Raw genomic sequence first — 19,018 nt, forward strand, 5'->3', positions numbered from 1 at the left:
GGCCCCGGTCCGCCCGGAACTAGAATTTCGGACTAGTTGACGTATCTGACTAGTCAGGGATACGATCTAGTCATGAATGCGGAACAGTGGCCGAGCGAGTGGCTGCGCGGAGTGCTCGGGGTGTGCGTGCTGCGCATCCTGCTCGACGGGCCCAGCTACGGCTACGCGATCACCCAGCGCCTCGACGAGGCCGGCCTGGGCACGGTCAAGGGAGGCACCCTCTACCCGCTGCTCGGTCGTCTCGAGGAGGCAGGACACGTCAAGGTCGAATGGCGGCCCGGCGACGGCGGCCCCGGCCGCAAGTACTTCGCCCTGACCGAGCAGGGGCGGCACGAGGCGCAGGGGCAGGCAGCTCGCTGGGCCGACTTCACCACCATCACGCGCGCGCTGACCGACGGCGCCACCACCGCAGGGAGGGCCTCATGAACGACATCCAGGACATCAAGGGCAAGGACATCAGGGGCAAGGGCACCAGGCGGGGTGGACTCATCCCCGACCCGGGACGCATCGCGCCGCACGTCGACAAGGACTGGCGCGACGACTTCATCCTCGAGCTGCGGCTGCGTGACGTGCCCGGCGACCGGATCGGGGATGCCCTGATGACCGTCGAGACGCACGTCGTGGACTCGGGGGAGAGCGCCCAGGAGGCTTTCGGTGATGCCAAGGGCTACGCCGCTCGCATCGCCGAGGTGGCGGGCCGGGTCCGCAGCTCCGGGGTCGTGACCCCCGCCATGGTCGTGGGCATGGTGCTCGGGCTGGTAGGGATGCTGCTGGCGGCCCGCACCTTCACCAGCTGGCTGGAGGGCGTGCCGGTGGCCTTCACCGTGGGGGACGTCATCGGTGGCGTGCTGCTCCTGGCGCTGCTCGCCGCGATCCTGTTCACCGGGGTGCTGCGTCAGCTCTTGGAGCGGCAGTGGCTCGCCCTCGTCGTGCCACCGGTGCTGATCGGCGTGCTCGTCGGCATCTTCCTCCTCTTCGCCAAGCCGCTGCTGGAGCTGCCCGTCGCGCCGGCCGCGATCGGGGCGCTCGTCCTCATCGTCCTGAGCACCGTCATCGCCTGGAACGACGGGGACGGCACAGATGAGATCACCGCTCCCGGCACCCAGCCGGGCAACGGTATTCGGGCCCGGGCCACCAGCGCCCTGGTGCTCCCGCTGATGACCCTGCTGCTCCTGGGCTTCACGTGGGTCCTCCACCAGGTGAGCGGCTGACGCGCCCTCCCCGGTTCCGGGCTCAACCGTGCACCCAGCCGTGCGCTCGGCCGCGCGGGAACCGCATACCCGCCGCAGGGTCCCCCGTTTAGGGATGACCCTGCGGCAGGTGCAAAGATGAGGTCAACAAGCCCCTACCACGAGGACGTGACACGTGAACATCGTCGTCTGTGTGAAGTATGTGCCGGACGCCCAGGGCGACCGCACCTTCGAGGCCGACAACACCACCGACCGCGAGGCCGTCGACGGCCTGCTCTCCGAGCTGGACGAGTATGCGGTGGAGGAGGCCCTCAAGATCGTCGAGGCCGGCGAGGGTGAGGTGACCGTCCTGACCATGGGCCCGGACGACGCCGCCACCGCGCTGAAGAAGGGCCTCCAGATGGGCGCCGACAAGGGTGTCCTGATCACCGACGAGGCGATCGCCGGCTCCGACGCCGTCGCGACCTCGCTCGTCCTGGCGAAGGCCATCGAGAAGCTGGGGCCGGTCGACCTGGTCCTGACCGGTCTGGCGTCCACCGACGGCACGATGAGCGTGGTCCCGGCGATGCTCGCCGAGCGCCTCGGCCTGCCGCAGGTCACCTTCGCCTCCGAGCTGACCGTCGAGGGCGGCAACGTCTCGATCCGTCGCGACAACGCCGACGCCTCCGAGACCGTGCAGGCCTCGCTGCCGGCGGTCGTCTCGGTCACCGACCAGATCAACGAGCCGCGCTACCCGTCCTTCAAGGGGATCATGGCGGCCAAGAAGAAGCCGATCGAGACCTGGTCGCTGGCCGACCTGGGTGTCGACGCCGGCCAGGTCGGCCTGGACGCCGCCTGGTCCAAGGTCGAGTCCGTCGAGGCCCGCCCGCCGCGCAGCAAGGGTGAGGTCGTCACCGACGAGGGCGAGGGCGGCAAGGCCCTGGCCGAGTTCCTGGCCTCCCGCAAGTTCGTCTGAGTCGCCCAGAGCCGATAGGAGTCAATGACAATGGCTGAAGTTCTCGTCCTGGTCGACCACGTCGACGGAGACGTCCGCAAGTCCACCGCCGAGGCCCTGACCGCGGCCGCCCGCCTGGGCGAGCCCTCCGCGGTGTTCGTGGGCTCCGGCCTCGACGCCGCCCGTGACTTCCTGGCACGCTTCGGTGCGGCCAAGGTCTACCACCTCGACGGCGCCGACTACACCGACCACCTGGTGGTCCCGGTCGCCGAGGCGCTGGCCCAGCTGGTCGAGAAGACCGGTGCCGCCGCGGTCCTGCTGCCGGCCTCCAACGACGGCAAGGAGATCGCCGGTCGTCTGGCGATCAAGACCTCCTCGGGTCTGATCACCGACGCGGTCGACGTCCAGCCGGGCGACGGCGGTGGCGTCAAGACCGTCCAGTCGGTCTTCGCCGGGTCCTACACGGTCACCTCCACGGTGACCCAGGGCAGCCCGATCGTCACCCTGAAGCCCAACTCGATCGAGCCGGCCGAGGCGCAGGGCGCAGCTGCCGACGAGGCGGTCGAGGTCCAGCTCTCCGAGCTGGCCACCTCCGCCAGGATCACCGAGCGCAAGGAGAAGGCCTCCTCGGGTCGCCCGCAGCTGACCGAGGCCGCGATCGTGGTCTCCGGTGGCCGTGGCACCGGTGGTGACTTCGGCCCGGTCGAGCAGTTCGCCGACTCTCTCGGTGCCGCCGTCGGTGCCTCGCGCGCCGCGGTCGACGCGGGCTGGTATCCCCACGCCTCCCAGGTCGGCCAGACCGGTGTGCAGGTGTCCCCGCAGCTCTACGTCGCGGCCGGCATCTCCGGTGCGATCCAGCACCGCGCGGGCATGCAGACCTCCAAGACGATCGTCGCGGTCAACAAGGACCCCGAGGCCCCGATCTTCGAGCTGGTCGACTACGGCGTCGTCGGTGACCTCTTCTCGGTGCTGCCCCAGGCCACCACCGAGGTGCAGAACCGCAAGGGCTGACCTCTCGCTCACCGTCAGGACGGTCGTTCGTGCCAGGCACGGGCGGCCGTCCTCACGTCTGCGGGCCGGCGGGGCCTACCGAGACTGTGGCCAACCGGCCAGGTGTCACCCAGACCGGGGCCGGCCGGCCAGGTGTCGCCCAGACCGGGGCCAACCGTCAGCAACCGGCCAGATACCGGCCCGACCGGCCAGATGCCCGCCCGACCGGCCAGATACCGGCCCGACCGGCCAGATACCGGCCCGACCGGCCAGTTATAACCGGCCGGTTGGGCCGGTATCTGGCGGGTCAACCAGATCGGGGTGGCCCGCCGCGGACTGGGTCGGGCGGCAGCTCGCGATCTAGACTCAGGTGATGCCTACCCAGCCCTCCACCTACCTCGACCATGCCGCGACCACGCCGGTGCTGGCCGAGGTCGTCGAGGTCGTCGCGGGGACGATGCGTGACCACGCACTGGGCAACGCCTCCTCGACCCACGCCCCGGGCCGGGCCGCCCGCCGCGTCGTCGAGGAGTCGCGCGAGGACATCGCCGACGCGCTGGGGTTGCACCCCTCCGAGGTCGTCCTGACCTCCGGGGGCACCGAGGGCGACAACCTCGCCCTGAAGGGGACGTATGCGGCGCGCGTCGCCGCCGACCCGCGCCGGGACCGGATCGTCGTCAGCGGCCTTGAGCACCACGCCGTCCTCGACCCGGTGGAGCACCTCGTGAAGACGGCCGGCGCGCGCGTGACCTTCCTCGAGCCCGACGGCGACGGTGTCATCACGCCGGAGGAGCTCGATGCCGCGCTGGCGGCCGACGGCGGCCCGGGCACCGTCGCCCTCGTCAGCCTCATGTGGGCCAACAACGAGATCGGCACCGTGCAGCGCGTCCCCGAGCTCGCCGCCCGGGCTCACGAGCACAGCATCCCCGTCCACTCCGACGCCGTCCAGGCGCTCGGCCAGCTGCCCCTCGACCTTTCCGCGGTCGACCTGGGCGTCGTCACCGGCCACAAGATCGGCGGTCCGGTCGGGGTGGGGGTGCTGACGGTGGGCCGCGACCAGGCACCGGTCCCGCTCGTGCACGGCGGCGGCCAGGAGCGCTCGCTGCGCTCCGGGACGGTCCCGACCCCCGCCGTCGCCGGCCTCGCCACGGCCATCAGGTATGCCGTCACGCACCAGGGCGAGCACGCCACCCGCCTCGCGCAGCTGCGCGACCGCCTCATCCGGGGGGCGCTCGAGATCGACCCCACGATCCGGGTCAGCGGCCCGTGGGCCGAGGGTGACACGACCCGGAGGCTCCCGGGCAACGCCCATCTCCAGATCCCCGGCGCCGACAGCGACTCCCTGCTCTACCTGCTCGACGCAGCCGGCATCGCGGCCTCTGCGGGCTCTGCCTGCACCGCCGGGGTCACCCGCCCCAGCCACGTCCTGCTCGCCTGCGGCGTGCCCGAGGACCTGGCACGAGGGGCGCTGCGCCTCACCCTGGGCCGCACGTCCTCCGAGGCCGATGTCGACGCCTTCCTCGCCGCGCTCCCACAGGTCCTGGAGCGCGCCCGCCTCGCGAGGGCCGCGTCGTGACGCGGACCACCGTGGTCAGCGGCGCCATCGCCGGGGTGAAGGGGGTCTGCTGATGCGCGTCGTCGCCGCCATGAGCGGGGGAGTGGACTCCGCCGTCGCCGCCGCCCGGATGCTCGACGCCGGGCACGAGGTCGTCGGCGTGCACCTGGCCCTCGCCCAGTCCGCGGCCACCCTGCGCGAGAGCGCCCGCGGCTGCTGCACCATCGAGGACGCCGGGGACGCCCGTCGGGTGGCCGACCGGCTCGGCATCCCGTTCTACGTCTGGGACATGGCCGAGCGGTTCAAGCAGGACGTCGTCGACGACTTCTTCAGCGAGTACGCCGCCGGCCGCACCCCCAACCCGTGCCTGCGTTGCAACGAGAAGATCAAGTTCTCCGCGCTGCTGGACAAGGCTCTGGCGCTCGGCTTCGACGCCGTCGCGACCGGTCACTACGCCCAGGTCGTCGAGGTCGCCGATCCTGCTGCACCGCAAGGCATCCGGCGCGAGCTGCACCGGGCCGTCGACATGGCCAAGGACCAGTCCTACGTCCTCGGCGTCCTGGACGCGGACCAGCTCGCGCGGGCCTTCTTCCCACTGGGTGACACCACCAAGCCGCAGATCCGCGAGGAGGCGCGCCAGCGCGGTTTCTCGATCGCCAGGAAGCCCGACAGCCACGACATCTGCTTCATCGCCGACGGCGACACCAGGGGCTTCCTGTCCCGCCGGCTCGGCGCCGAGCCCGGCCCGATCGTCGACGAGCACGGCGAGGTCCTGGGGCAGCACGGTGGTGCGCACGGCTACACGGTGGGCCAGCGCCGCGGGCTGGGCCTCAAGGTCCCGCCCGCCGACGGGAGCAAGCGCTATGTCCTCTCCACCGACACCCGCACCAACACCGTGGTCGTCGGCCCGGAGGAACTCCTCGGGGTGGACGTCATCCACGCCGACCACGTCCGCTGGTGCGGGCCACCGGCCACGGGCGAGCTGAGCCTGGGCGCCCAGATCCGGGCGCACGGCCAGGAGCACCCGGCGACGGTCCGGATCGAGGCGGGAGACCGCATACCCGAGGGGCCGGAGGCGACCGCGCACCCGGGTGACGGGGCGCCGACGGCCGGAACGGGCGGGGGCTCCCTCACGGTGCACCTGGCCGAGCGGGTGCGCGGGGTGGCGCCGGGGCAGTCGGTCGTGCTCTACGACGGCACCCGGGTGGTCGGCTCCGGCACGATCTCCAAGACCGGGAGGAGGCCGCGGTGACCCGGCCCCTCCGAGCCCTGCGCAGGCCGCGCTCGTCTCCAGCGTGGTCCTCGGTGACGTCGCGGGCATGCTGGTCAACCGGTGAGGGTCGATGGTGACGACATGGTGATGGCGAGATGGTGAGCGGCACGTGGTGACGGCGACGGGTGTCGGGTCGTGGCCCGGCGAGGACGTGCGGGAGGCGCTGCGGGTCGTCCGCGGTGAGCTCGCGGGCGCGCTGCCCGAGGGGGTCGTGGGGTTGCCCTACCTGCCCGAGCTGCCCGCGCGGGGGCCGGGTGCGGACATGGTCGGGCGGGCCGCGCACCTGCTGGTGGACCTTCCTGTCGACCTGCAGCCGCAGGGCTGGCGCCTGGTGGACCGGCCCGGCCGGGACCACGAGCTGACGGCCTCGCTGTGGCGGCAGGACCTGGACGAGCTGGCCGAGGCCTTCGACGGTTATGCGGGCCCGCTGAAGGTGCAGGTCACCGGGCCGTGGACGCTGGCCGCGTCGGTGTGGCTGCCGCTGGGCGACCGGGTGCTCTCCGACCCCGGCGCCACCCGGGATCTCGTGGGCTCGCTGGCGGAGGGCGTGGCGCAGCACGTGGCCGCGGTGCGTCGGTTGGTCCCGGGAGCAGAGGTGGTGCTCCAGCTCGACGAGCCGATGATCTCCCTGGTGGCGCTGGGACGGGTCCGCTCCGAGAGCGGCTACCGGGTGCTGCGGACGCCGGAGGGTGGGGAGATCGTGGCGGCGCTCCGGGAGGTGCTCGGCGGGGCGGGGGCGGACCGGACTGCGGTCCACACCTGCGCGTCGACGCCCCCTGCGGCGATGCTCGCCCAGGCCGGGGCAGGCGCGCTGAGCCTGGACCTGGCCCAGCTCGACGGCGCCACCTGGGAGGAGGTGGCGGCCGCGTTCGAGGCGGGGACCGACCTGTGGGCGGGGATCCTGCCGACCGGAGCCGGGGCCGGGAGCGCAACTCGCGGTGCCGCATACCCGCAGGTCGTCGATCCGTTGGTGACCAGGTGGCACGAGCTGGGCCTCGAGCCGGCCACGCTGGAGCGCGTTACGGTGACGCCGGCGTGCGGGCTGGCGGGGAGCACGCCTACGGGCGCGCGGGAGACGACGGCGGCGACGGTGGTCGCGGCGGCCCGGCTGCTGGAGGTGGCGCGGGCCTGAGCGGTGGCCGGTCGTGCCGTCGCCGACCTGCCACGTCATGTCGCAGGGCTGCGACAGGATCGCGATGATGGGGCGACATCTGCTCCGTAGCGTCGTCAGGGAGGGAGCGGCGAAGGGTCGCACCCACCCAGATCCAGGAGGAACGAACCATGAGCAGGACCACCCTGAGGCTCGCCGTGGCCGGAGCCATGTCCGCCGTCGTGCTGGCCGGATGTCAGGCCGGCATCGTGGACGAGCCCTCGACGACGCCGGTGGCCGAGCCGGTCGAGCAGACGCAGGAGCCGGCGCAGACGCAGGACGCGGGGGAGGAGGTCACGGAGGACGACGAGTCTGCGGACGGGCCGACCGAGGAGTCGACCGGGGACGACGCTGCCGACGACCCCGCTGACGACCCCGCTGACGACACCGCGGTGGAGCCGACCGACGCTTCGAGCGGCGACGATGGGGGCGACGGAGGCCCTGGCGGTGGCACGGCCTCCGGCGAGGTCCCGGAGCCGGGCACCGAGGTCGAGCTCGGCGACACCGTCACCACCCATGTCCAGACCCCCGGGGAGGAGGGCGACGAGTACTTCGGCTACGCGACCCTGGCCACCACGGTGACCTCGGCCGAGCCCGGCGACCCGGACCTGTTCGCCGACGCCGAGAACGCCGCGGACTTCGCCGGCTACACGCCGTGGTTCGTCCAGGTCGAGCACGAGTGGCTCACCTACGAGGGCGAGCCGAACGCCAACATGATCCCGCGCCTGGGTGCGCTCAACGAGGCCGGCGGGGAGCTCAGCCCGGTCATCAACTCCACGTGGTCCGCCGGCGTGCCGGGCTGCCAGATCGACATGCCCGAGGAGAAGGGCGTGGGTCAGACGGCCACCAACTGCCACGCCTTCGCCGTGCCGGACGGGGAGAAGATCGGCGCCGTGGTGTGGAACGGCGACGACTACGCCGACGGGGGCGGCAGCGCCACCGACAACCCCTACTGGGACGACCCGGTGCTCTGGATCGTGCGCTGAGCCGCACGCGTCCTCCGGCGCCCCTTCCCTGAAGACCCCTTCACAACACATCAACCCGATCGACGAAAGGTCATCTCGTCATGCCCAGAAACAGCATCATCACCCGTTCCATCGTCACGGCGGCACTGACCGCCACCATCGGCCTCGGCGGCCTCGGGGCGTCCGCCTCGGCGACCCCGGCAGGTGGTGTCCACCAGGCCCAGATCCAGCTCAGCACGGGCTCGTTGCCGAGCTGCGTGAAGTACAGCGCCAGGGAGTACCGCGCCTGGTGGGACTTCTTCCGCAAGCGGGTCGAGGCCACCGTCACCAACAACTGCCGGGTCCCGCAGGTCTTCCGGATCCATGAGGTCAACAGCCCGTGGACCTGCAAGGTGGTCGACGTGGGCAAGACCCGCACCGAGTGGGTCCACAAGTCCGACTACCGCGGCTACGTGGGCAACTGCAACGACTGACCTCCCAGGTCGGTCACAGACAGGCGGGCGGGGCGTCGAAGCTGGAGGGGGGCGCCCCGCCCGTCGCCCGCGTGCCCAACGTCAGCCGGTCGCAGGCGGACCGGCCAGGGGGAGGCGGAGGGTCACGGTGGAGCCCTCCCCGTGCCAGGACTCGAGGGTCGCGCGGCCGCCGTGGCGACGGGCGATGGCCCGCACCAGCGGCAGGCCAAGTCCTGAGCCCTCGACCGAGGTCGACAGCGCCTCGCGCCCGCGGCCCAGCTCCTCCCAGACGGTGTCGAGCTCGTCGGCGGGGATGCCGGCGCCGGTGTCGGCGATCTCCAGGACCAGCCAGCCCTCCTCCGCTCGGCCGCGGACCTCGACGGTGTCGCCGGGGGAGGAGTACTTGACCGCGTTGGCCAGCAGGTTGGAGACGGCCAGGAAGAGGAGGTCGTCGTCGCCGGTCACCGTCGGGAGGGGGCGGGGGGCCCGGGGGAGGGACAGCACGATCTGACGGTCCGCCGAGCCGGGCAGCTCGCGCAGCGCGTCGACGGCCTCCTCGACCAGGGCGGTCGGATCGACCTGGCCCAGCTCCAGCGGGGTGTGCTCGACCTCGCCGACCTTGCGCAGGTCGCTCAGCAACCGGGTCAGCCGCCGCGACTGGACGTCGATGCTGGTCAGCTGCTGCTCGGACGGCTCGTCGGCCAGCGCCGCGCGGATGCCCTGGATCGGGTTCTTCAGCTCGTGGTCCAGGCGGGACAGGAGCCGCCGCTGGTGGGCGGCCCGGTCGGCCAGGGCGTTCGCCAGGTCGTCCCGGCCCTGGCGACGGGCCCGCAGCGTCGCGGCCGACCAGAGGAGCAGCGCCCCGCTGAGGAGAGCTCCGAGGATCAGGGGGAGCCACTGCATACCCCCGGTGAGGTAGTAGCGGCGCGACTCCCCGGCGAGCTGCCAGAGCAGCGCGGCCACGAGGCCCACGAGCAGCGGGAGCAGCGCCAGCAGCAGGGGACGGGCGAGAAGGACGCGTGGAGCGGGGTCCGCGTCCGGACCCGAGGCCCGACGTGGCGCGGGTCCGGCGTTCATCCGCGCACCACCGGGTGCACGAAGCGGTAGCCCAGGCCCTGGACCGTCTCCAGGTAGGTGGGGTCGTCGGCCGCGTCAGCGAGGACCTTGCGCAGCTCGGCGACCCGGTGGTCGACCGCGCGACTGGTCACGATGGCGTCGAAGCCCCACACCGACTGCAGCAGCCGGTCGCGGCTGACCACCTCGTCGGGGCGGGACATGAGGAACTCCAGCAGCGCGAACGCCCGGGGGGTGACCGACTGCTCGACGCCGCCCAGCCAGATCCGGCGGGCCGGCCGGTCGATCCGCAGCTCGCCGGCGCGCAGGCTCTCCGAGGCCGACAGGGGCGCGCGACCGGAGGTGGAGCGGCGCAGCACGGCCCGGATGCGGGCCATCAGCTCCTGCGGGTCGAAGGGCTTGTTGAGATAGTCGTCGGCGCCCTCGTCCAGGGCGGCGGCCCGCTCGAAGGACTCCCCGACCTGGGTGAGGAGGATGACCGGCAACCAGTCGTGCTCGGCCCGGATCCGCCGCAGGGTCTCGCGGCCGTCCAGGACGGGCATCATCACGTCCAGGACGACCAGGTCGGGGCGCTGCCGGCCGATCTCCTGCAGCGCCTCGGCCCCGTCGGAGGCGCAGCGCACCTGCAGGCCGCTGCGGCGCAGCACCGGGGGGAGGTGCTCCCGGATCGTCTCGTCGTCGTCCACGAGGAGGACGTCGTGCTGGCCGCTCATGGGACCCACCGTATGAGATGGGACGGCCGGACGTGGAGCGGCCGCGGCCGGCTGGACGCCGACCACGGCCGCTCCGGACCCGTGCTCCCGGGCGGGCCGCAGTCCTGCGGCTACCCGTCGCTCTCGGTGGCCACGAACGTCACGGTGTGCGCCCGCACCATGTCCGCCATCGCGTCCCCCGAACCCTGGCCGGTGACCAGCGCGACATAGCCGCCCGGCATCCCGAACCGGACCTCCGGCTCGCTGAAGACGATGCCTCTCTGGTCCACGGACTCCTCCAGGTCCCGGATCTCGGCGTGGCCGTTCACCCGGAAGGTCACGTTCTGCGGGGCCCCGGACCCGTTGCTGACGCGGAAGGACAGCGGGCCGTCCTCGTCGATGGTGCCGTCCATCGTGGGGTTGAGGAAGAGCACCCAGGGAGCGCCGGTGCCGGTGTCGAGCCGGTCCTGGTCGATGACCCACTGCCCGTCGACCTCGCGGGCGCCGAAGGCGTAGTAGAAGGGTGAGCTGTCGGACCGCACTCCGCGCACGGTCACCACGCGCGTGCTCTCGTCGGCGCCCTCCCAGGCGGGATAGGAGGACCAGCGCGGCCCCTCCCCGGTGTCCCCCCTCGTGGTCACGTCCTGCACCAGCTGCGGCAACCAGGGCTCCTCGGGCAGATACTCGCCCACCAGCCCGTAGGACTCCTCGCTGAGCAGCTCCGCCGCGGCCTCGTGGTCGCCATCGACGAGACGCGAGACGTAGGACTTGGCGGTGTCGAGCGCAGGCCCGACCTCGGTGCCGCCACGCCCTGACCTGCCAGGTGGTGCTCGCATCTCGGTCCTGCCTCTCGTTCGCCCCGGTCGGGGCAGGTGCACGGGGATAAGGACGCTCTCGACTCCCCTCTACGTTGCACGAGAACCGCATACCCGTCGAGCGGGGTTGTCATCACCCCAGGTCAGGAGGGGTATGCGGAGTGGCGGCCGGGTGCTGTCGGTGCCCCCTGAGAGGATGTGCGGGTGAGCGAGCCGACCATCCCGGAGACCACCGCAGACCTGCCCGAGGAGGCCCGTCACCGGTGGGACGAGCTGGCCGAGGAGATCCGCGGGCACCAGTTCGCCTACTACGTCAAGGACGCGCCGACGATCAGCGACGGCGAGTTCGACGCACTGCTGCGCGAGCTGGAGGAGCTGGAGGAGAGCTATCCGGCGCTGCGGGTGCCGGACAGCCCCACGCAGCTGGTGGGTGGGGCGTTCTCGACCGAGTTCACCGCGGTCGACCACCTGGAGCGGATGCTCAGCCTGGACAACGCCTTCGCCGAGGACGAGCTGACCGCCTGGGCGGACCGGGTGGAGCGGGAGGCCGGCGGGGTCGAGGTCACCTACCTGTGCGAGCTCAAGATCGACGGCCTGGCGGTCAACCTGCTGTATGAGGAGGGTCGCCTGGTCCGCGCCCTCACCCGGGGCGACGGGCGGACGGGGGAGGACGTGACGCTCAACGTGCGCACCATCGAGGGGGTGCCGCACCAGCTCACCGGGGCGGGGGACGGGGTGCCGGTCCCGCGTCTGGTCGAGGTGCGGGGCGAGGTCTTCCTGCCGCCGGAGAAGTTCGAGGTGCTCAACGCCGCGCTGGTGGAGGCGGGCAAGGCGCCCTATGCCAACCCGCGCAACACCGCGGCGGGGTCGCTGCGGCAGAAGGACCCCCGGATCACCGCGCAGCGGGGGCTGCAGATGCTGGTGCACGGGATCGGGGCGCGGGAGGGTTTTGAGATCACCCGTCAGTCGCAGGCCTACGAGCTGCTGGCCGGCTGGGGGCTGCCGGTGTCGCAGCGGGCCAAGGTCGTGCCGACGCTGGAGGAGGTGCGCGAGTTCGTCGCCTACTACGGCGAGCACCGGCACGACGTGGAGCACGAGCTGGACGGGGTCGTGGTCAAGGTCGACGAGGTGGAGGTGCAGCGGCGCCTGGGGTCGACCTCGCGTGCGCCACGGTGGGCGATCGCCTACAAGTATCCTCCCGAGGAGGTCACCACCAAGCTCCTCGACATCCGCGTCGACGTGGGGCGCACCGGGCGGGTGACGCCGTGGGGGCTGATGGAGCCGGTGCAGGTGGCGGGGTCGACGGTGGAGCGGGCCACGCTGCACAACCAGTACGAGGTCGAGCGCAAGGGCGTGCTCATCGGGGACACGATCGTGCTGCGCAAGGCCGGGGACGTCATCCCCGAGATCCTGGGCCCGGTGGTGGACCTGCGCGACGGGTCGGAGAAGGCGTTCGTCTTCCCCACGCACTGCCCCGCCTGCGGGACCGAGCTGGCCCAGCAGAAGGAGGGGGACAAGGATTGGCGCTGCCCCAACGCCAAGGAGTGCCCGGCCCAGCTGCGCGAGCGGCTCTACTCCCTGGCCAGCCGGGGTGCTTTCGACATCGAGGCACTGGGTGGGGAGGGTGTCAACGCCCTGCTCGACGCCGGCGTGCTGACCAACGAGGCCACCGTCTTCTCCCTGACCGCTGACGAGATCAGGCAGGTGCCGCTCTACACGAGGGCGGCGAAGAAGACCGACCCGCAGGAGGCCGTGACCGACGGTCGGGTGCTCTCGGCCAACGGGCAGAAGCTCGTCGACAACCTCCAGCAGGCCAAGGCCCAGCCGTTGTGGCGGGTCCTGGTGGCGCTGTCCATCCGGCACGTGGGGCCGACCGCGGCGCGGGCGCTGGCCACCGAGTTCGGCTCGATGGAGGCGATCCGGGAGGCCGACGTGGAGCGGCTGGCCGCCACCGAGGGCGTGGGGGCGATCATCGCCGAGTCGGTGGTGGAGTGGTTCGGCGTCGACTGGCACCGCGAGATCGTCGACCGGTGGGCGGCCGACGGGGTCCGGATGGCCGACGAGCGGGACGAGTCGGTGGAGCGGACGCTGGAGGGCAGGACGGTCGTGGTGACCGGCTCGCTGGAGGGCTTCTCCCGCGACTCCTCCAAGGAGGCGATCATCGCCCGGGGCGGCAAGGCGGCCGGGTCGGTGAGCAAGAAGACCGACTTCGTCGTCGTCGGCGCCAACGCCGGGTCCAAGGCCGACAAGGCCGAGGAGCTCGGGGTCCCGACCCTGGACGAGGCCCAGTTCGTCAGGCTGCTGGAGACCGGCTCGCCGGACTGAGCCCCCGCCTGCGGCGGGCCGCGCCGGTGCGGCAGGGTGGAGTCATGAGATCGCGGTGGCTGTGGCTGCTCTTCCTGGCCGTGCTCGCCTACGTCGTCTGGGACTTCCTCTCCGACGGGCGCCCCTGGCTGGCGCTCGGTTACGGTGTGCTCGCGACCGGCATCGCCTGGTGGACCTCACCGTGGCGCGGGCGCAGCACCACCACCCACCAGGAGGTCCAGGCCATGGCAGACACCGATCCCCGTAAGGACGTCGTCATCTACTGGCGCCCCGGCTGCGGTTACTGCGCCCGCCTCAAGTCGACGCTCGGCGACGCCGGCAAGGACGCGACCTGGATCAACATCTGGCAGGACGAGGAGGCGGCCGCCTTCGTGCGCAGCGTCAACGAGGGCAACGAGGTCGTGCCCACCGTGGTGATGGACGGGATCCCGGTCACCAACCCGCGTCCGACGATCGTGCTCGAGAGGCTGCAGCGGGACTGAGCGCGGCGGGCCGTCCGGTCGGTACGCGGGGACCCGTCCGGTCGGCCAGGGGTCCGGTGGTCAGGGAGCCGGTGGGTTGAGGGGCTCGTCGACGGCGTGGATCTCGTTGACGAAGCTGCTGCCGTCCTCGCCGTCCAGCGGTGTCACGTCGACGACGATGCCGGTCTGCACGTCGAGGCTGACCAGGTATGCGGTGGGGAGCTGCGCGCGCGGGCTCGCCAGGGTGGGGTCCTCGGGGCCGTACTCGGCCAGGCGGCTGGCGACGCTGTCCAGGAGGGGCAGCACCCGCAGCGCGGGTCGTAGCGGTGCGGCAGCGGCGAACAGGTCGCCCGCCACGTCCGGCGGCCGCGGTGCTCCACCTCCTGGACGTCGGTGATCTCCACGCCCGGTGGCACCGGCCGGTCCGGGTCCTGGGCCACCCCGGCCTCGTGCTCAGCGTCGGTCCAGGCGCCGTCGGCCAGCTCGAGCGGGTCGAGCATGGCCGTCCACTGGTAGTCGCGCCACATCGGGTCGCCGTGGTCGTAGTGCCATCCCTCCAGCCGGGCCGCCACCAGCCCGTCGGGGCGGAGGACCACTCCGGCGTCCTGGACGCCCGAGCTCTCCCCGGCGCCGTACGGCACGCCCTCGGCGGTCTCGGGCCGGTGCCCGCTCCGCACGACCGTGACCCGGGAGGCGTCCCGGTCCAGCCAGGCCTCCACGCTGCCGGGCCGGTGGGTGGCCGCATACCCGGTCTGCCGGTGGGTGAGGTGCAGGGTGCGGAAGCGCCGGGGCGTGCTGGGGCCCAGGATCCACGACCTAGACTGTCCCGCATGTCCGCACTCTCCCGCGACGATGTCGCGCATGTCGCCATGCTGGCGCGGATCCAGCTCTCCGAGGACGAGCTGGACCGCCTCGCCGGGCAGCTGGACCAGATCGTCGGCTGGGTCGGCCAGGTCAACGAGGTCGCTGCCGCCGACGTGCCGCCGATGTCGCACCCGCTGCCCCTGGTCAACGTCACCCGCCCCGACGAGGTGCGCCCGAGCCTGAGCCAGGAGGACGCGCTCGCCAACGCGCCCGAGGCCGAGGACTCGCGCTTCGCCGTGCCGAGGATCCTGGACGAGGACTGAGGGGAGAGACGATGAGCAAGCCCACCGACCTGACGGGTCTGACCGCCGTCGAGATGGCAGACAAGCTCGCCGCAGGGGAGATCACCTCCGTCGAGCTGACCCAGGCCCACCTGGACCGCATCGAGCGGATCAACCCGGCCCTCAACGCCTACCTGGCGGTCGACGCCGAGGGCGCCCTGGCCACCGCGCGCGAGATCGACCGGCGCCGTGCCGCGGGGGAGACCCTGCACCGCCTCGCCGGCGTCCCCGTCGCCGTCAAGGACATCGCCTGCACCAAGGGCCTGACCACCACGGCCGGGTCGAAGATGCTCGAGGACTTCGTGCCGCCCTACGACGCCACGATCGTCACCCGCCTGCGCGAGGCCGGGATGCCGATCCTGGGCAAGACCAACATGGACGAGTTCGCGATGGGCTCCTCCACGGAGCACTCCGCCTTCGGCCCCACCCGCAACCCGTGGGACCTGGACCGGATCCCCGGCGGCTCCGGCGGCGGCTCCTCGGCGGTCGTGGCCGCATACCTCGCCCCGCTGGCGATCGGCTCCGACACCGGCGGCTCGATCCGCCAGCCCGCGGCCGTGACCGGCACGGTCGGCGCCAAGCCCACCTACGGCGGGGTCAGCCGCTACGGCATCATCGCCCTGGCCTCCTCCCTGGACCAGATCGGCCCCTGCGCCCGCACCGTGGCCGACGCCGCGCTCCTGCACGAGGTCCTCGGCGGCCACGACCCGATGGATTCCACCAGCATCGACGCCCCGGTGCCGCCGGTCGTCGCGGCGGCCACCGGCACCCGCGACCTCACCGGCCTGCGCGTCGGGGTCGTCAAGGAGATCGGCGGCGAGGGCTTCCAGCCCGGCGTGCTGGCCCGTTTCGAGGAGGCGCTGGAGCAGCTGCGCGAGCTGGGCGCCGAGATCGTCGAGGTCTCCTGCCCGCACTTCAGCTACGCGATGGCGGCCTACTACCTCATCCTCCCCTCGGAGGCGAGCTCCAACCTGGCCCGCTACGACGCCATGCGCTACGGCCGGCGGGTCGTCCCGGAGGGCAGCCCGAGCGCCGAGCAGGTCATGGCCGCCAGCCGCGACGCCGGCTTCGGCGACGAGGTCAAGCGCCGCATCATCCTGGGCACCTACGCGCTGTCCAGCGGCTACTACGACGCCTACTACGGGCAGGCGCAGAAGGTCCGCACGCTCATCGCGCGCGACTTCGCCGCCGCCTTCGAGCAGGCCGACGTGCTCGTCAGCCCGACCGCGCCGACCACGGCCTTCAAGATCGGCGACAAGCTCGACGACCCGATGGCGATGTACCTCAACGACATCGCCACCATCCCGGCCAACCTCGCCGGCGTGCCCGGCATGTCGATCCCGGCGGGCGTCGCCGAGGAGGACGGCCTGCCGGTCGGCTTCCAGATCCTGGCCCCGGCCATGGAGGACCAGCGCATGTATGCCGTAGGCGCGGCCCTCGAGGCCCGCATCGCCGAGGCCCAGGGCGGCCTGGTGCTGGACAACGCCTCCGAGATCCCCGGAACCCACGATGAGGTGACCGCATGAGCGCCGCGACCGTCCCCTACGCGGAGGCGATGGACCGCTACGAGCCGGTCATCGGCCTCGAGGTCCACGTCGAGCTCAACACGCTGACCAAGATGTTCTGCGGCTGCGCCACCGACTTCGGCGCCGAGCCCAACACCCAGACCTGTCCGGTCTGCCTGGGCCTGCCCGGGGCGCTCCCGGTCGTCAACGGCAAGGCCGTCGAGTCGGCGATCCGGATCGGCCTGGCGCTCAACTGCCGGATCGCGGACTGGTGCCGCTTCGCGCGGAAGAACTACTTCTACCCGGACATGCCGAAGAACTTCCAGACCAGCCAGTACGACGAGCCGATCGCCTTCGACGGCTGGCTCGAGGTCGAGGTCCCGGCCAGCGACGCGGGCGAGGCGTTCACCTACCGCGTCGAGATCGAGCGCGCGCACATGGAGGAGGACACCGGCAAGTCCACCCACGTCGGTGGCGCCACCGGTCGCATTCATGGCGCGGACTACTCGATCGTCGACTACAACCGCGCCGGCATCCCGCTGATCGAGATCGTCACCAAGCCGCTGACCGGCGCCGGTGACCGCGCCCCCGAGGTCGCCCGCGCCTATGTCTCGGCGCTGCGCGACCTGCTCAAGGCGCTCGACGTCTCCCACGTGCGGATGGAGCAGGGCAACGTGCGCTGCGACGCCAACGTCTCGCTCATGCCGAAGGGCGCAGAGAGGTTCGGGACGCGCACCGAGACCAAGAACGTCAACAGCCTGCGCTCGATCGAGCGGGCCGTCCGCTACGAGATCACCCGGCAGGCCGCGGTGCTCGATGCGGGGGAGTCGATCCTGCAGGAGACCCGCCACTGGCACGAGGACACCGGCATCACCACCGCCGGCCGGCCCAAGTCTGATGCCGACGACTACCGCTACTTCCCCGAGCCCGACCTGGTGCCCGTCGCCCCGACGGCCGAGCTGGTCGAGCAGCTGCGCGGCACCATGCCGGAGAACCCCGCCGAGCGCCGCCGCCGGCTGCAGTCCGAGTGGGGCTACTCCGACCTGGAGATGCGCGATGTCGTCAACGCCGGTGCCGTCGAGGTCATCGAGGAGACCGTCGCGGCCGGTGCGACCTCCGCCGCCGCCCGCAAGTGGTGGACCGGCGACCTGGCCCGCCGCGCCAACGCCGAGGGCGTGGCCGTGACCGACCTGGGCGTCACCCCGGCGCACATCGCCGAGCTGGACGCGCTCGTCCGAGACGGCCGCCTCAACGACTCGATGGCCCGCCAGGTCATGGAGGGCGTCGTGGCCGGCGAGGGCAGCCCGACCCAGGTCGCGGACGCCAAGGGCCTGGAGCTGGTCCAGGACGACGGTGCGCTGCAGGCCGCGGTCGACAAGGTCATCGCCGCCAACGCCGACGTCGCCGAGAAGATCCGCGGCGGCAAGGTGCAGGCGGCCGGTGCGCTCATCGGCCAGGTCATGAAGGAGATGCGCGGCCAGGCGGACGCGGCCAAGGCCCGCGAGCTGATCCTGTCCGCCCTGGGAGTCGAGGGCTGATCCCGATGTCGGGTATGCCGCTCGCCGCCGTCCCCGAGCTCGTCGCCGAGGTCCTCGGCGAGGTGGAGGAGATGAAGGTCGTGACCTACGACCCCCTGGACCTCGAGACGGTGCCCGGCGGTGGCCGCGAGGTCGACGTGCTCGCCACCTCCTTCAACGCCGGCCGCTGGCTGCGCCAGCTCGACCGGGTGCCCGGCCTGAAGGCTGTCGTGCTGGCGTCGGCGGGCTACGAGCACGCCCTGCCGCACCTGCCGGCCGGCGTCCAGCTGGCCAACGCGGTGGGCGTCCACGACACGGCCACGGCCGAGCTGGCCCTGACGCTCATGCTGGCGGCCCAGCGCTCGCTGCCGACCTGGGTGCGCACCCAAGAGCGTCAGGTCTGGGGCGAGGAGGGCTGGACCCAGCGGTCGCTGGCCGACTCGACCGTGCTGGTGCTCGGCTACGGCGGCATCGGCCGGGCCCTGACCCGCCGGCTGCTGGCTGCCGAGTGCGGGGTGATCGCCGTGGCCAGCACCGACAAGCCCGGAGATGAGCTCGTCGAGCAGGTGCACGGTATAGACCGGCTGCCCGAGCTGCTCCCGCACGCCGACGTCCTCGCCGTGTGCGTGCCCATGTCGGAGCAGAACCGTCACCTCGTCGACGCGGAGGTCCTCACGGCCCTGCCCGACGACGCCCTCGTGGTCAACATCGCCCGCGGAGGGGTCGTCGACCAGGAGGCCCTGCTCGCCGAGTGCGCCTCCGGACGCCTGCGCGCCGCCCTGGACGTCACCGACCCCGAGCCGCTCCCGGCCGACCACCCCCTGTGGTCCACCCCGGGGGTGCTCATCACCCCGCACGTGGGCGGCGCCTCCCCGGCCTCGTTCCCGCGGTGGGGACGCTACCTGCGCAGCCAGCTGACCGCATATCGCGACACCGGGGCGCTGGAGCACCGGGTCGACCCGGGCGCCTGAGCGG

The 19,018-nt window shown here is 72.3% G+C and carries 19 protein-coding genes; 15 read left to right on the plus strand and 4 right to left on the minus strand.

Annotated elements, in window-relative coordinates; all coding sequences use genetic code 11:
* Positions 1 to 72 precede the first annotated feature (72 nt).
* From ACTMMA_RS00690 to ACTMMA_RS00730, 9 genes are all read left to right on the plus strand, one after another.
* Positions 73 to 426 (plus strand): PadR family transcriptional regulator, encoded by a 354-nt coding sequence (locus ACTMMA_RS00690; protein ID WP_441188173.1) that lies wholly within the window; start codon positions 73 to 75, stop codon positions 424 to 426.
* Positions 423 to 1,211, plus strand: coding sequence for a hypothetical protein (locus tag ACTMMA_RS00695; protein WP_441188174.1), 789 nt, complete (start codon positions 423 to 425; stop codon positions 1,209 to 1,211). The genes ACTMMA_RS00690 and ACTMMA_RS00695 overlap by 4 nt, the downstream gene beginning before the upstream one ends.
* A gap of 154 nt (positions 1,212 to 1,365) precedes the next feature.
* Positions 1,366 to 2,145: an electron transfer flavoprotein subunit beta/FixA family protein gene (locus ACTMMA_RS00700; RefSeq protein WP_441188175.1), complete on the plus strand. Its 780-nt coding sequence runs from the start codon at positions 1,366 to 1,368 to the stop codon at positions 2,143 to 2,145.
* A gap of 30 nt (positions 2,146 to 2,175) precedes the next feature.
* Positions 2,176 to 3,135, plus strand: coding sequence for an electron transfer flavoprotein subunit alpha/FixB family protein (locus tag ACTMMA_RS00705; protein ID WP_441188176.1), 960 nt, complete (start codon positions 2,176 to 2,178; stop codon positions 3,133 to 3,135).
* A gap of 352 nt (positions 3,136 to 3,487) precedes the next feature.
* The gene (locus ACTMMA_RS00710) at positions 3,488 to 4,690 is read left to right on the plus strand and encodes a cysteine desulfurase family protein (RefSeq protein ID WP_441188177.1); all 1,203 of its coding nucleotides are present in this window, start codon (positions 3,488 to 3,490) and stop codon (positions 4,688 to 4,690) included.
* A gap of 52 nt (positions 4,691 to 4,742) precedes the next feature.
* Positions 4,743 to 5,921 (plus strand): tRNA 2-thiouridine(34) synthase MnmA, encoded by a 1,179-nt coding sequence (gene mnmA, locus ACTMMA_RS00715; RefSeq protein ID WP_441188178.1) that lies wholly within the window; start codon positions 4,743 to 4,745, stop codon positions 5,919 to 5,921.
* Between the two features lie 133 nt (positions 5,922 to 6,054).
* Positions 6,055 to 7,074: a uroporphyrinogen decarboxylase/cobalamine-independent methonine synthase family protein gene (locus ACTMMA_RS00720; RefSeq protein WP_441188179.1), complete on the plus strand. Its 1,020-nt coding sequence runs from the start codon at positions 6,055 to 6,057 to the stop codon at positions 7,072 to 7,074.
* Positions 7,075 to 7,223: 149 nt separating this feature from the next.
* Positions 7,224 to 8,078 carry a hypothetical protein gene (locus ACTMMA_RS00725; protein WP_441188180.1) on the plus strand — a complete coding sequence of 285 codons (855 nt, stop codon included), beginning with the start codon at positions 7,224 to 7,226 and terminating at the stop codon, positions 8,076 to 8,078.
* An 80-nt stretch (positions 8,079 to 8,158) separates the two neighbouring features.
* On the plus strand, positions 8,159 to 8,530 hold the full coding sequence (locus tag ACTMMA_RS00730; RefSeq protein WP_441188181.1) for a hypothetical protein: 372 nt from the start codon (positions 8,159 to 8,161) through the stop codon (positions 8,528 to 8,530).
* 81 nt (positions 8,531 to 8,611) lie between these two features.
* Here ACTMMA_RS00730 and ACTMMA_RS00735 read toward each other — a convergent pair whose 3' ends face one another.
* The 3 genes from ACTMMA_RS00735 to ACTMMA_RS00745 all read right to left on the minus strand — a co-directional run bounded on the left by ACTMMA_RS00735 (position 8,612) and on the right by ACTMMA_RS00745 (position 11,111).
* Positions 8,612 to 9,586 (minus strand): sensor histidine kinase, encoded by a 975-nt coding sequence (locus ACTMMA_RS00735; RefSeq protein WP_441188182.1) that lies wholly within the window; start codon positions 9,584 to 9,586, stop codon positions 8,612 to 8,614.
* A complete protein-coding gene (locus tag ACTMMA_RS00740) occupies positions 9,583 to 10,296 on the minus strand; it encodes a response regulator transcription factor (RefSeq protein WP_441188183.1) in 714 nt (237 codons plus the stop codon). The genes ACTMMA_RS00735 and ACTMMA_RS00740 overlap by 4 nt, the downstream gene beginning before the upstream one ends.
* 110 nt (positions 10,297 to 10,406) lie before the next feature.
* Positions 10,407 to 11,111: a hypothetical protein gene (locus ACTMMA_RS00745; protein ID WP_441188184.1), complete on the minus strand. Its 705-nt coding sequence runs from the start codon at positions 11,109 to 11,111 to the stop codon at positions 10,407 to 10,409.
* 183 nt (positions 11,112 to 11,294) lie between these two features.
* On the opposite strand from ACTMMA_RS00745, the gene ligA reads away from it, so the two are divergent.
* Together ligA and ACTMMA_RS00755 are read left to right on the plus strand one after the other, a co-directional pair.
* The gene (gene ligA, locus ACTMMA_RS00750; RefSeq protein WP_441188185.1) at positions 11,295 to 13,415 is read left to right on the plus strand and encodes an NAD-dependent DNA ligase LigA; all 2,121 of its coding nucleotides are present in this window, start codon (positions 11,295 to 11,297) and stop codon (positions 13,413 to 13,415) included.
* 44 nt (positions 13,416 to 13,459) lie between these two features.
* The gene (locus tag ACTMMA_RS00755; RefSeq protein WP_441188186.1) at positions 13,460 to 13,897 is read left to right on the plus strand and encodes a glutaredoxin domain-containing protein; all 438 of its coding nucleotides are present in this window, start codon (positions 13,460 to 13,462) and stop codon (positions 13,895 to 13,897) included.
* Between the two features lie 143 nt (positions 13,898 to 14,040).
* Here the strand turns inward: ACTMMA_RS00755 and ACTMMA_RS00760 are convergent, their stop codons facing one another.
* Entirely contained in the window at positions 14,041 to 14,739 is a 699-nt protein-coding gene (locus ACTMMA_RS00760) for a hypothetical protein (protein WP_441188187.1), read from the minus strand.
* Between ACTMMA_RS00760 and gatC the strand changes: the two genes are divergently transcribed.
* The 4 genes from gatC to ACTMMA_RS00780 are packed head-to-tail and all read left to right on the plus strand — an operon-like array spanning position 14,707 to position 19,014.
* Positions 14,707 to 15,003, plus strand: a complete 297-nt coding sequence (gene gatC / locus ACTMMA_RS00765) for an Asp-tRNA(Asn)/Glu-tRNA(Gln) amidotransferase subunit GatC (protein WP_441188188.1) — start codon at positions 14,707 to 14,709, stop codon at positions 15,001 to 15,003. The genes ACTMMA_RS00760 and gatC overlap by 33 nt on opposite strands.
* 11 nt (positions 15,004 to 15,014) lie before the next feature.
* Complete coding sequence (gatA, locus tag ACTMMA_RS00770) at positions 15,015 to 16,547, plus strand: Asp-tRNA(Asn)/Glu-tRNA(Gln) amidotransferase subunit GatA (protein WP_441188189.1); 1,533 nt, start codon at positions 15,015 to 15,017, stop codon at positions 16,545 to 16,547.
* A complete protein-coding gene (gene gatB, locus ACTMMA_RS00775) occupies positions 16,544 to 18,064 on the plus strand; it encodes an Asp-tRNA(Asn)/Glu-tRNA(Gln) amidotransferase subunit GatB (protein ID WP_441188190.1) in 1,521 nt (506 codons plus the stop codon). The genes gatA and gatB overlap by 4 nt, the downstream gene beginning before the upstream one ends.
* A 5-nt stretch (positions 18,065 to 18,069) precedes the next feature.
* A complete protein-coding gene (locus ACTMMA_RS00780; RefSeq protein ID WP_441188191.1) occupies positions 18,070 to 19,014 on the plus strand; it encodes an NAD(P)-dependent oxidoreductase in 945 nt (314 codons plus the stop codon).
* Positions 19,015 to 19,018: the final 4 nt, after the last annotated feature.

This window comes from Ornithinimicrobium panacihumi, from assembly GCF_052073805.1.
GTDB classification, from domain to species: domain Bacteria; phylum Actinomycetota; class Actinomycetes; order Actinomycetales; family Dermatophilaceae; genus Ornithinicoccus; species Ornithinicoccus panacihumi.